13 protein-coding genes are annotated in these 11,545 nt (G+C 59.3%); 2 read left to right on the top strand and 11 right to left on the bottom strand.

Features of this window, described 5'->3' with window-relative positions:
• Window positions 1-43: 43 nt before the first annotated feature.
• Window positions 44-367 (top strand): ferredoxin FdxA, encoded by a 324-nt coding sequence (gene fdxA / locus N8H74_RS14645; RefSeq protein WP_007908827.1) that lies wholly within the window; start codon window positions 44-46, stop codon window positions 365-367.
• Between the two features lie 484 nt (window positions 368-851).
• Here fdxA and rpoS read toward each other — a convergent pair whose 3' ends face one another.
• The 8 genes from rpoS to N8H74_RS14605 form a co-directional block, all read right to left on the bottom strand.
• Window positions 852-1,859, bottom strand: coding sequence for an RNA polymerase sigma factor RpoS (gene rpoS, locus N8H74_RS14640; RefSeq protein WP_217832616.1), 1,008 nt, complete (start codon window positions 1,857-1,859; stop codon window positions 852-854).
• 106 nt (window positions 1,860-1,965) lie between these two features.
• Complete coding sequence (locus N8H74_RS14635) at window positions 1,966-2,835, bottom strand: peptidoglycan DD-metalloendopeptidase family protein (RefSeq protein ID WP_217832617.1); 870 nt, start codon at window positions 2,833-2,835, stop codon at window positions 1,966-1,968.
• Between the two features lie 210 nt (window positions 2,836-3,045).
• Complete coding sequence (locus tag N8H74_RS14630) at window positions 3,046-3,681, bottom strand: protein-L-isoaspartate(D-aspartate) O-methyltransferase (protein ID WP_177327338.1); 636 nt, start codon at window positions 3,679-3,681, stop codon at window positions 3,046-3,048.
• Between the two features lie 41 nt (window positions 3,682-3,722).
• Window positions 3,723-4,472 carry a 5'/3'-nucleotidase SurE gene (surE, locus tag N8H74_RS14625; protein ID WP_217832618.1) on the bottom strand — a complete coding sequence of 250 codons (750 nt, stop codon included), beginning with the start codon at window positions 4,470-4,472 and terminating at the stop codon, window positions 3,723-3,725.
• A complete protein-coding gene (gene truD, locus N8H74_RS14620; protein WP_262148377.1) occupies window positions 4,460-5,518 on the bottom strand; it encodes a tRNA pseudouridine(13) synthase TruD in 1,059 nt (352 codons plus the stop codon). The genes surE and truD overlap by 13 nt, the downstream gene beginning before the upstream one ends.
• A complete protein-coding gene (gene ispF, locus N8H74_RS14615) occupies window positions 5,515-5,988 on the bottom strand; it encodes a 2-C-methyl-D-erythritol 2,4-cyclodiphosphate synthase (protein ID WP_064593803.1) in 474 nt (157 codons plus the stop codon). Before ispF ends, truD begins: the two co-directional genes overlap by 4 nt.
• A 43-nt stretch (window positions 5,989-6,031) precedes the next feature.
• A complete protein-coding gene (fghA, locus tag N8H74_RS14610; protein ID WP_217832620.1) occupies window positions 6,032-6,877 on the bottom strand; it encodes an S-formylglutathione hydrolase in 846 nt (281 codons plus the stop codon).
• Between the two features lie 65 nt (window positions 6,878-6,942).
• On the bottom strand, window positions 6,943-8,055 hold the full coding sequence (locus N8H74_RS14605; protein WP_217832621.1) for an S-(hydroxymethyl)glutathione dehydrogenase/class III alcohol dehydrogenase: 1,113 nt from the start codon (window positions 8,053-8,055) through the stop codon (window positions 6,943-6,945).
• Window positions 8,056-8,171: 116 nt separating this feature from the next.
• Between N8H74_RS14605 and N8H74_RS14600 the strand changes: the two genes are divergently transcribed.
• Window positions 8,172-9,068, top strand: a complete 897-nt coding sequence (locus N8H74_RS14600; RefSeq protein WP_217832622.1) for a LysR substrate-binding domain-containing protein — start codon at window positions 8,172-8,174, stop codon at window positions 9,066-9,068.
• Here N8H74_RS14600 and ispD read toward each other — a convergent pair.
• The 3 genes from ispD to eno all read right to left on the bottom strand — a co-directional run bounded on the left by ispD (window position 9,065) and on the right by eno (window position 11,507).
• Window positions 9,065-9,772, bottom strand: coding sequence for a 2-C-methyl-D-erythritol 4-phosphate cytidylyltransferase (gene ispD / locus N8H74_RS14595; protein ID WP_217832623.1), 708 nt, complete (start codon window positions 9,770-9,772; stop codon window positions 9,065-9,067). The two genes, N8H74_RS14600 and ispD, sit on opposite strands and share 4 nt — an antisense overlap.
• Window positions 9,769-10,047, bottom strand: coding sequence for a cell division protein FtsB (gene ftsB, locus N8H74_RS14590; RefSeq protein WP_003222158.1), 279 nt, complete (start codon window positions 10,045-10,047; stop codon window positions 9,769-9,771). Before ftsB ends, ispD begins: the two co-directional genes overlap by 4 nt.
• A gap of 170 nt (window positions 10,048-10,217) precedes the next feature.
• Entirely contained in the window at window positions 10,218-11,507 is a 1,290-nt protein-coding gene (gene eno, locus N8H74_RS14585; protein WP_007954808.1) for a phosphopyruvate hydratase, read from the bottom strand.
• Between the last annotated feature and the right edge of the window lie 38 nt (window positions 11,508-11,545).

The following is an 11,545-nucleotide window of genomic DNA, read 5'->3' as shown; positions in this document are numbered from 1 at the left end:
CGTGAAGGGGCTCCGCTGCCGCCGCCTGAGGAGAAAATTAGAAATGACCTTCGTCGTCACCGACAACTGCATCAAGTGCAAGTACACCGACTGCGTAGAAGTCTGTCCGGTGGACTGCTTTTACGAAGGCCCGAACTTCCTGGTGATTCACCCGGATGAGTGCATTGACTGCGCCCTGTGCGAACCAGAATGCCCGGCCGTTGCGATTTTCTCCGAGGACGAAGTCCCGGAAGAGATGCAGGAGTTCATCCAGCTGAACGTCGAGCTGGCCGAGATCTGGCCGAACATCACCGAGAAGAAAGAATCGTTGCCCGATGCCGAAGAGTGGGATGGCGTCAAAGGCAAGATCAAAGACCTCGAACGCTGATTCGTCCGCCGTTCTCGAAAAGGCCCCTTGCGGGCCTTTTTGCTTTTCTGCAGGCAAAAAAAAGGGGCGGTTTGACCCGCCCACATTTTTCCCTATTCCCTGTGTTCCTTTTCATCGTCCTGATGAATCGCCTCCTGCGATGTCCATTCCCCTCATCCTTGAAGGGCGTGTCTGTCCGTCGACACAACCCAGATACTAAAGAGTTCCCTGCCGGGAGCAACGGGCCAAATCCACCGAAGTGCACCGTCACAAGGGCTTAACATTAAAAAATAATCATATAAATCAAATAATTACAAAGAAGCACATGCTTCAATGGACGTCTGCCGCAGTGTAAAAATAGCGAACACTTACGAAAGAGTAAGCCAGGGCTTACAACGCGAGACTACAACGCGGCGACCGTAAAAAATCCGCTTGCCACCCATCCAGGCGCAACAAAAAAGCCCCGAACCAGTCGGGGCTTTTTGTGGGCGGTCATTTGAGGCGCTTACTGGAACAGCGACTCGCTCGACAGGCCATTCTTCTCGAGAATTTCCCGAAGGCGCTTGAGGCCTTCCACCTGGATCTGTCTCACCCGTTCCCGGGTCAGGCCAATCTCCAGACCTACATCCTCCAGCGTGCTGCTCTCGTGGCCGCGCAGGCCGAAGCGGCGCACCACCACCTCGCGCTGCTTGTCGGTCAGCTCCGACAGCCATTGATCGATGCTCTGCGACAGATCGTCATCCTGAAGCAGTTCGCACGGATCGGTAGGACGATCATCCGTGAGGGTGTCCAGCAGGGTTTTATCCGAGTCCGGACCCAGCGAGACGTCGACCGAAGAAACCCGCTCGTTCAGGCCCAGCATGCGCTTGACCTCGCCTACCGGTTTTTCCAGCAGGTTGGCGATTTCTTCGGGTGAAGGTTCGTGATCGAGCTTTTGTGTCAGCTCCCGCGCAGCCCGCAGATACACGTTGAGCTCCTTGACCACATGGATCGGCAGCCGGATGGTCCGGGTCTGATTCATGATCGCGCGCTCGATGGTCTGACGAATCCACCAGGTCGCGTAGGTCGAGAAACGGAAACCGCGCTCGGGATCGAACTTTTCCACCGCCCGGATCAGCCCGAGGTTGCCCTCTTCGATCAGATCCAGCAGCGACAGCCCCCGATTGACGTAACGCCGGGCGATTTTGACCACCAGCCGCAGGTTACTTTCAATCATGCGCTTGCGCCCGGCGGGATCGCCACTTTGCGACAGACGCGCAAAATGAACTTCTTCCTCCGGGGAGAGCAATGGGGAAAAGCCGATTTCGTTGAGATACAACTGCGTGGCATCGAGTGCCCGCGTGTAGTCGATGTACTTGTGTTGTTTAAGTGAAGCGGAGTGTTTGGATTTGGAACGAACGGAAGGTGAAGGAACCCCTTCATCATTCGACATCGAATCCGAAGCGAAGTCGGTCTCCATAAGGAGAACCTCATCGTCGATGTCAAACTCCGGCACTTCTTTACTGAGAGCCATTGTTATAGTCCTTTGGTGAGTTCGACCCCAAGCTCAAGCGACGCCTTTATCCTTGGCAACGCTGGAGCCTGTCCCCTCTACGCGACGGAACAGGCTGGCCTTCAAATCAACGTCTTGGCAGGAACTGCAGCGGATCTACAGGTTTACCTTGTCGGCGAATCTCAAAATGCAGTTTCACCCGGTCTGTACCCGTTGACCCCATTTCGGCAATTGTCTGTCCGACCTTGACCTGCTGCCCCTCCCGTACCAACAGCCGACGGTTGTGTCCGTAAGCACTGACGTAGGTTTCGCTGTGTTTGATGATGACCAATTCGCCGTAGCCCCTTAAGCCACTCCCGGCGTAAACCACCGTCCCATCAGACGCAGCTAAAACAGGCTGTCCCAAATCTCCGGCGATATCAATTCCTTTATTCAAACTACCGTTTGAAGAGAATTTACCAATCAGAATGCCATTAGATGGCCATCCCCAGCCGGTCGGGGCCGGGCCTGGTGGAGGCAATGGAGCGGGTGCCGGCTTGTTGGCGACGGACGGTACAACCGCCGCAGAACCGGTGGTTGTGGTGGTTGTCGTGCCATTCGCCTGGCGCCGGATTACCGTGGTTTTACTGGACGAAGACGGCGAGGAACTGGTGCTACTCACCACGGCAGCCGGCGTTGAATCGGTGCGACCGTCGAAGCGAATTGTCTGACCCGGATGGATCGTATACGGCGTAGGAATATTGTTCCGGGCAGCGAGGGCTTTGTAGTCCCAGCCGTAGCGAAACGCGATCGAAAACAACGTATCGCCCTTACGGACTACATACTGCCCGGTCGTCACCGTAGGACGCTGGGCCACCGCGTTGTTGCGATCGACCACGCGCACGTTACTCGATTTGGTGCTGGAGCAACCGACCAGCAAGGTGCTCAAGACAAGGCCAGTCACCAGGCGCTGAAAGCTCGTGTTACCCATACGCTGCGCAATGACTGTGAGACTCACCCGCCGCTCCCTTTGTGGTGGCTGAAAATTGTGAAATGCCGCAATCGGGCATGCAGTGTTGCAAGTATAACCGGCCAGACCAGCTTCACCTTTAATGAAGCCTTTTCCTTCGCCGCACACGTTTGCTCTATATAGATGAACTGTTTAAGCAAACTTCGCCGCTGTAAGACAAAGGCACTCGAAAGGAATTCAGCGCCCTTGAATAAATGCTCAGGCCAGCGGCCCGTTGAGCAATGGAACGAAGCGCACCGCTCCCAGAACGTGTCGGGAAAAACCGTGCTCTTCGCGCACGATCAGCATCAACTGTTGCACTTCACCGGAGCCCACCGGAATCACCAGGCGCCCGCCCGGTGCCAACTGGTCAAGCAAGGCCTGAGGCACATCGGTAGCCACTGCGGTCACGATGATGCCGTTGTACGGCGCCAGCGCCGGCCAGCCTTCCCAGCCATCGCCCCAACGGAAGACTACATTGCGCAGGTTCAGCTCGACCAGGCGCTCCTTGGCGCGATCCTGCAGCACCTTGATCCGCTCCACCGAAAACACCCGCTCGACCAACTGCGACAACACGGCAGTCTGGTAACCGGAGCCAGTGCCGATTTCCAGCACCTTGTCCAGCGGCCCGGCCTCGAGCAACAACTCGCTCATGCGCGCGACCATATAAGGCTGGGAGATGGTCTGGTTATGGCCGATCGGCAAGGCCGTGTCTTCATAGGCACGGTGCGCCAGCGCTTCATCGACGAACAGATGACGCGGCGTGCGACGAATCACCTCCAGCACCTTGGCGTTGGACAGGCCTTCTTCATACAGACGCTGGATCAGGCGCTCGCGCGTACGCTGGGAGGTCATCCCGATGCCGCTGCGCAGCCTGTCGTCTTGTTCACGAGCCATTAGTTGAGGCCCTCCAGCCAGCCGTCGAGCGTTCTGAAGGCATCATTGAAGGTGCGATCGAGCTGCAACGGAGTGATGGAAACGTAGCCCTGCATCACCGCGTGGAAGTCTGTGCCCGGACCGCCATCTTCGGCATCGCCGGCGGCAGCAATCCAGTAACCGGCCTTGCCGCGCGGATCGACCACTTTCATCGGCGCTGCCGCGCGGGCGCGGTGACCGAGACGCGTCAGGGCAATGCCGCGAATGTGATCGATCGGCAGATTGGGAATGTTCACGTTCAGCACCGTGCGCGGTGGCAGATCGAGCCCGGCGTGGGCCTCGACCAGTTTGCGCGCAAAGTGGGCGGCGGTGGGCAGATTGTCGACCTGACGCGAAACCAGCGAGAAGGCAAACGAAGGACGCTCGAGGAAGCGTCCTTCGAGGGCGGCGGCCACGGTCCCGGAATACAGCACGTCGTCGCCCAGATTGGCTCCGAGGTTGATCCCGGAAACCACCATGTCCGGTTCGCGCTCCAGCAAACCGTTAAGCCCCAGGTGCACACAATCGGTCGGCGTGCCATTGAGGCTGATGAAGCCGTTGGCCAGGTATTGCGGGTGCAGCGGACGATCGAGCGTCAGCGAACTGCTGGCACCGCTCTTGTCCTGTTCCGGGGCGATAACCACGCACTCGGTGTAATCCGCCAGCGCAGCATAAAGCGCGGCAAGACCGGGTGCGGTTACCCCATCGTCGTTAGAAATCAGAATACGCATGGGCTGTCCGTCTGCCCCACCGGCACCAGATCAACGAGTTCGCGCACCAGTACGGTGGCGAAGCATCCAGCCGGGAGGACGAATTCCAGTTGCAGAATGTCAGGCTCGGGATAATGCCACGTCAACCCGCCAATGGGCAGACGCAGGATGCGACGTTCGTGGCTCATACCGGCATTAATCAACCAATCGCGCAGATCCGCCTCGCGTGCGGCAATTTCCTGCTCCAGATCATGGACAACCCCGGTCGCCGGCGAGTCACCTTCGCCCCACTGAGGACCGGTCGGATGCAGGTCGAGAATCGCCAGGCGCGGGTCGCTGCACTCGGCTTCACCGGCAGGAAAAAAGCTGCGGCTGTCAGTGAATGCCAATAGATCGCCAACCTGCGCACGTTGCCAGGTGCCATCGGCGACACGCGCGGCCAGCACCTGATTGAACAGAAAACTGCGCGCCGTCGACAGCAGGCGCGAGCGCACATTGCGCTGCTCCGGCAACGCTTTGCGCGCCGCCCACGAACGGGCGTCGACCACGTTGCCGCCGTCATGACCAAAACGCTGGGCGCCGAAATAATTCGGGATGCCTTGTTTGCGGATCAGTTGCAGACGCTCTTCGATCGCGGCCTTGTCGCCCGCGAACTGGGTCAGACGCAAAGTGAAGCCGTTGGCCGAGTGCGCACCGCGTTGCAGTTTGCGCTTGTGGCGAGTGGTCTTGAGGATCTTCAGCGTGTCGTTTTCCGCCGCCGACAGATCCGGATCCGCCTTGCCCGGCAGTTGCACGCTGAACCATTGCCGGGTCAGCGCCTGGCGATCCTTGAGCCCGGCGTAACTGACCGTGCGCAGCGGCACGCCGGCAGCCCTGGCGATCCGGCGCGCGGCCTCTTCAGTATTCAGGCCGCGTTTTTCCACCCAGATCCACAGATGCTCGCCATCGCCGCTGAACGGGATATCAAGCACTTCATCGACCTGGAAATCTTCGGCGATGGCTTTCAGTACCGCTGTGCCGAGCGCGTCACCATAGGCCCGGGGGCCAAGCAATTGCAGTTCATTCATGCGCGTAGCAACAAGGCAACGGAATGTACGGCGATGCCTTCTTCGCGACCGACGAAACCGAGTTTTTCGGTGGTGGTGGCTTTGACGTTCACTTGATCCGGTTCAACTTGCAGATCGGCGGCGATCAGCGCGCGCATCGATTCGATATGCGGGGCCATTTTCGGCGCCTGGGCAACAATGGTGTTGTCGACATTGCCGACTTTCCAGCCCTTGGCGTGAATCAGGCTGACGACGTGGCGCAACAGCACACGACTGTCGGCGCCCTTGAATTGCGGGTCGGTGTCCGGGAAGTGCTTGCCGATATCACCCAGCGCCGCCGCGCCGAGCAAGGCATCGCTCAAGGCGTGCAGCAGGACGTCACCGTCGGAGTGAGCGAGCAGCCCGAAGCCGTGTGCGATACGCACACCACCCAGAGTAATGAAATCGCCTTCAGCGAAACGGTGCACATCATAGCCGTGGCCAATACGCATAAAAAAACGCCCCGATTTTTGTCAGGGCGTGATTCTACCTGCATTAGCCCCGAAGGGCTTGTGCGTGATGCTGCAAGTGGTCGTCAATGAAGCTCGATATGAAGAAATAGCTGTGGTCGTAGCCCGGTTGCAGGCGCAATGTCAGCGGATGACCCGCCTGTTTGGCCGCCTGTTGCAGGGCTTCGGGCTTGAGCTGGGTGGCGAGGAAATCGTCGCGATCACCCTGATCGACCAGCAATGGCAACTTTTCGTTCGCCTCGGCGATCAACGCGCAGGCATCCCATTCGCGCCACTTCGAACGGTCTTCGCCCAGGTAGCGGGAGAATGCCTTTTGGCCCCACGGGCAATCCATCGGGTTGTTGATCGGCGAAAACGCCGACACCGACTGGTAACGCCCCGGATTGCGCAAGGCGCAGACCAGTGCACCGTGCCCACCCATGGAGTGCCCGCTGATGCTGCGTTTGTCCGATGCGGGAAAATGCGCCTCAACCAGTGAAGGCAATTCCTGCACGACATAGTCATGCATCCGATAGTGCCGCGACCAAGGCTCCTGCGTGGCGTTCAAATAGAAGCCGGCACCCAGGCCAAAGTCCCAGGCACCGTCCGGATCACCCGGCACGTCGGCGCCGCGCGGGCTGGTGTCGGGCGCTACGATCATCAGCCCAAGCTCAGCAGCCATGCGCATGGCGCCGGCCTTCTGCATGAAGTTTTCGTCAGTGCAGGTCAGGCCCGACAGCCAGTACAACACCGGCAGCTTGCCACCCTGCTCCGCCTGCGGCGGCAGGTACACGGCGAAAACCATGTCACAACCCAGCACGTCGGAACGATGACGATAACGCTTGTGCCAGCCGCCGAAACTTTTCTGACAGGAGATGTTTTCCAGACTCATGTAAAGACTCCTACGCGACCGCGGCAACAGGCCTACAAAGCCTGCCGCCATGGAGACGCGATTGATCAGAAATGAATGACGGTACGGATGCTCTTGCCTTCGTGCATCAGGTCGAATGCCTTGTTGATATCTTCCAGGCCCATGGTGTGGGTGATGAAAGTATCCAGCGGGATTTCGCCGCTCTGGGCCATGTCGACGTAGCTTGGCAATTCGCTGCGACCCCGCACGCCGCCGAATGCCGAACCGCGCCAGACGCGGCCGGTCACCAACTGGAATGGACGGGTGGCGATTTCCTGGCCGGCACCGGCCACACCGATGATGACCGACTCGCCCCAACCCTTGTGGCAGCATTCGAGGGCGGCGCGCATCAATTGCACATTGCCGATGCACTCGAAAGAGAAGTCGACGCCGCCGTCAGTCATGTCCACGATCACTTCCTGGATCGGACGATCGAAGTCTTTCGGGTTTACACAATCGGTGGCACCCAATTGCCTGGCGATCTCGAACTTGGCCGGGTTGATGTCGATGGCGATGATCCGCGCAGCCTTGGCTTTTACCGCGCCGATCACTGCCGACAGACCGATGCCGCCCAGACCGAAGATGGCTACGGTATCACCCGGCTTGACCTTGGCCGTGTTGATCACCGCACCGATGCCGGTGGTCACGCCGCAACCGAGCAGGCAGACCTTTTCCAGCGGTGCGTCCTTGGAAATCTTCGCCACGGAGATTTCCGGCAGTACGGTGTACTCGGAGAAGGTCGAAGTCCCCATGTAGTGGAAAATCGTTTCGCCCTTGTAGGAAAAACGCGAAGTACCGTCCGGCATCAAACCTTTGCCCTGGGTCGCGCGAATCGCCTGACACAGGTTGGTCTTGCCCGACTTACAGAATTTGCATTGGCCGCATTCCGGGGTGTACAGCGGGATAACATGATCACCGACAGCTACCGAGGTCACGCCTTCGCCAATGGCTTCGACGATTGCACCGCCCTCATGGCCGAGGATCGACGGGAAAATCCCTTCCGGATCCGCGCCGGACAGGGTGTAGGCGTCCGTGTGGCAAACCCCGGAAGCCACCACACGCAGCAACACTTCACCGGCCTTGGGCATGGCGACATCGACTTCTACGATTTCCAGCGGCTTCTTGGCCTCGAAGGCAACGGCGGCGCGCGACTTGATCATGCTGACTCTCCAGTGAATCCATTGAATAAAAAACCAGACAGGGAGTGTAGTCCAGCGCTGCCTGGTGAATAATCCGGACAAAAGCAAAACATTATTGCCATACAGGGATAATCTCGATGTCCGAAAATCGCTGGGAAGGCATCGACGAATTCGTCGCCGTCGCCGAATGCAGCCAGTTCACCGCCGCCGCCGAACGACTTGGGGTTTCTTCCTCGCACATCAGTCGCCAAATCGTACGACTGGAAGAGCGCTTGCAGACACGACTCCTGTATCGCAGCACCCGGCGAGTCACGCTGACCGAGGCCGGCCAAACGTTTCTGCAACATTGCCAGCGCTTGCAGGATGGGCGCGAAGAAGCGTTGCGCGCGGTCGGCGACCTGACCAGCGAACCGAAAGGCATGCTGCGCATGACCTGCGCCGTGGCCTATGGCGAACGTTTCATCGTGCCGCTGGTGACCCGGTTCATGGGGCATTACCCGCAACTGCGCATTGATATCGAGCTGACCAACCGGCAACTGGATCTGGTGCATGAAGGCCTGGATCTGGCGATTCGCCTGGGACGATTGCAGGACTCACGGCTGGTGGCGACCCGATTGGCACCGCGACGGATGTACTTGTGTGCGTCGCCTTCCTACCTTGAACGGTACGGGCGCCCACACAGTTTGTCGGAGCTGAGTCGGCACAACTGCCTCATCGGCAGTTCGGACCTCTGGCAACTGGAACAGAACGGGCGGGAATTTTCCCAGCGCGTCCAGGGAAACTGGCGCTGCAACAGTGGGCAAGCGGTGCTCGACGCGGCGTTGCAAGGCGTCGGGTTGTGCCAGTTGCCGGACTATTACGTGCTGGAGCATTTGCACAGCGGTGCGTTGATTTCCTTGCTTGAGGCGCATCAACCGCCGAACACGGCGGTGTGGGCGCTGTATCCGCAACAACGCCATCTGTCACCGAAGGTGCGCAAACTGGTGGACTTCTTGAAGGAAGGATTGGCTGAGCGGCCGGAATACCGGATCTAGCGGCGATTCGCCCAGCGCTGGCGCAACCACTCCAGATCCTCAGGACGGGTGACCTTGAGGTTATCCGCCCGCCCCTCGATCAGACGCGGCGCCATGCCGGCCCACTCCATCGCCGAGGCTTCATCGGTGATCACGGCATCGGCCACCAGACTGTCCGCCAGCGCCCGGTGCAACGCACCGAGGCGGAACATCTGCGGGGTATAGGCCTGCCAGATCACACTCCGGTCAACGGTTTCGACCACTCGACCGTGCTTGTCGACCCGTTTCAGGGTGTCTCGCGCCGGCACGGCCAGCAGGCCTCCGACCGGATCGTCGGCGAGTTCGGCCAGCAGCCTGTCGAGATCATCGCGGCTCAGGTTGGGACGGGCCGCATCGTGCACCAGCACCCAATCGTCATCGTCGGCACCTTGGGCATGCAGATGCAGCAAGGCGTTGAGCACCGAGGCAGAACGTTCGGCACCACCTTCGACCCGCTGAATACGTGGATCGCTGACGCAAGCCAGGTTCGGCCAGTAGGGATCGTCAGCGGCAAGACTGACCACCAGGCCCTTGAGGCTCGGGTGATCGAGGAAACAGCCGAGGCTGTGTTCAAGAATTGTGCGCCCGCCCAGTTGCAGATATTGCTTGGGACGGTCCGCGGCCATACGGGCACCGACGCCCGCGGCAGGAATCACGGCCCAGAAGGCCGGCAGGGAATCGATCATTGGGCCAACTGGTAAAGGGTTTCACCGTCCTTGACCATGCCCAGCTCATGGCGAGCCCGTTCTTCGACGGTCTCCATGCCCTTCTTCAACTCGCTGACTTCAGCGTCCATCACCCGGTTGCGCTCCAGCAGGGCTTCGTTCTCGGCGTGCTGATCGGCGATCTGCTGATTCAGCTCGGCGACTTGCGCCAGACTGCCATTGCCCACCCACAGGCGGTATTGCAGACCGGCCAGCAGCAAGAGCAAAACGAGAAACAACCAGTAAGGACTGCGCATCGAATATCAGGTATCCAGTGAAAAAAGACAGCCACGCAAAACTTTGAAACGTCTGATAGCACGAAGCCTGGAAGATCCAGGCTTGTGCATATAAGGCATCAGATTAGTGGCAAATCCATCGCTGTCACGACTTTTCCGACACAATCCGGTGTCTTTTTACCATTTACAACTTAGCCGCGGAACTCGCTGCGACCGTTGTACTTGGCCTTGCCATTCAACTGCTCTTCGATACGCAGCAGTTGGTTGTACTTGGAAACGCGGTCGGAACGGCACAGCGAACCGGTCTTGATCTGGCCAGCCGAAGTGCCCACGGCCAGGTCGGCAATGGTCGAATCTTCGGTTTCGCCGGAACGGTGCGAGATCACGGCGGTGTAACCGGCAGCCTTGGCCATCTGGATGGCTTCCAGGGTTTCGGTCAGGGTGCCGATCTGGTTGAACTTGATCAGGATCGAGTTGGCGATCTTCTTGTCGATGCCTTCTTTCAGGATCTTGGTGTTGGTCACGAACAGGTCGTCGCCCACCAGTTGGGTCTTCTCGCCGATCTTGTCGGTGAGGATCTTCCAGCCAGCCCAGTCGGACTCGTCCAGACCGTCTTCGATGGAGATGATCGGGTAACGCTCGGTCAGGCCTTTGAGGTAGTCGGCGAAACCTTCAGCGGTGAACACCTGGCCTTCGCCGGACAGGTTGTACTTGCCGTCTTCGAAGAACTCGCTGGCTGCGCAGTCCAGCGCCAGGGTCACGTCGGTGCCCAGCTTGTAACCGGCGTTGGCCACCGCTTCGGAGATCACTTTCAGCGCGTCTTCGTTGGAAGCCAGGTTCGGCGCGAAACCACCTTCGTCACCGACGGCAGTGCTCAGGCCACGGGCCTTCAGCACGGCTTTGAGGTGATGGAAAATCTCGGTGCCCATGCGCAGACCTTCCGAGAAAGACTTGGCGCCCACCGGCTGAACCATGAATTCCTGGATGTCTACGTTGTTATCGGCGTGCTCGCCACCGTTGATGATGTTCATCATCGGAACCGGCATCGAGTAGACACCCGGGGTGCCGTTCAGATTGGCGATGTGTGCGTACAGCGGCAGGTCCTGGTCCTGTGCAGCAGCCTTGGCGGCAGCCAGGGACACGGCGAGGATGGCGTTGGCACCCAGGGTCGCCTTGTTTTCAGTACCGTCGAGCTTGATCATCGCGTGATCCAGGGCTTTCTGGTCGCTTGGGTCGGTGCCCAGCAGCAGATCGCGGATCGGACCGTTGATGTTGGCTACCGCCTTGAGCACGCCCTTGCCCAGGTAACGGCTCTTGTCGCCATCACGCAGCTCCAGCGCTTCGCGCGAGCCAGTGGAAGCACCGGACGGCGCGCAAGCGCTGCCGATGATGCCGTTATCGAGAAGCACGTCCGCTTCCACGGTGGGATTGCCACGGGAGTCGAGGACTTCACGACCTTTGATGTCGACGATTTTTGCCATTGTTGTAAACACTCCAAAGTTGACGAAAACGACGCAGC

Source organism: Pseudomonas sp. B2M1-30 (assembly GCF_025447575.1).
GTDB classification, from domain to species: Bacteria; Pseudomonadota; Gammaproteobacteria; order Pseudomonadales; family Pseudomonadaceae; genus Aquipseudomonas; species Aquipseudomonas botevensis.
This window is presented reverse-complemented; position numbering and strand designations above follow the sequence as displayed.

Excerpts from the sequence above, each read along its gene's own strand:
- fdxA (WP_007908827.1), top strand. The coding sequence starts at position 44 with ATGACCTTCGTCGTCACCGACAACTGCATCAAGTGCAAGTACACCGAC.
- rpoS (WP_217832616.1), bottom strand. The coding sequence starts at position 1,859 with ATGGCTCTCAGTAAAGAAGTGCCGGAGTTTGACATCGACGATGAGGTT.
- N8H74_RS14630 (WP_177327338.1), bottom strand. The coding sequence starts at position 3,681 with ATGACCTCCCAGCGTACGCGCGAGCGCCTGATCCAGCGTCTGTATGAA.
- surE (WP_217832618.1), bottom strand. The coding sequence starts at position 4,472 with ATGCGTATTCTGATTTCTAACGACGATGGGGTAACCGCACCCGGTCTT.
- truD (WP_262148377.1), bottom strand. The coding sequence starts at position 5,518 with ATGAATGAACTGCAATTGCTTGGCCCCCGGGCCTATGGTGACGCGCTC.
- ispF (WP_064593803.1), bottom strand. The coding sequence starts at position 5,988 with ATGCGTATTGGCCACGGCTATGATGTGCACCGTTTCGCTGAAGGCGAT.
- fghA (WP_217832620.1), bottom strand. The coding sequence starts at position 6,877 with ATGAGTCTGGAAAACATCTCCTGTCAGAAAAGTTTCGGCGGCTGGCAC.
- N8H74_RS14605 (WP_217832621.1), bottom strand. The coding sequence starts at position 8,055 with ATGATCAAGTCGCGCGCCGCCGTTGCCTTCGAGGCCAAGAAGCCGCTG.
- N8H74_RS14600 (WP_217832622.1), top strand. The coding sequence starts at position 8,172 with ATGTCCGAAAATCGCTGGGAAGGCATCGACGAATTCGTCGCCGTCGCC.
- ispD (WP_217832623.1), bottom strand. The coding sequence starts at position 9,772 with ATGATCGATTCCCTGCCGGCCTTCTGGGCCGTGATTCCTGCCGCGGGC.
- ftsB (WP_003222158.1), bottom strand. The coding sequence starts at position 10,047 with ATGCGCAGTCCTTACTGGTTGTTTCTCGTTTTGCTCTTGCTGCTGGCC.
- eno (WP_007954808.1), bottom strand. The coding sequence starts at position 11,507 with ATGGCAAAAATCGTCGACATCAAAGGTCGTGAAGTCCTCGACTCCCGT.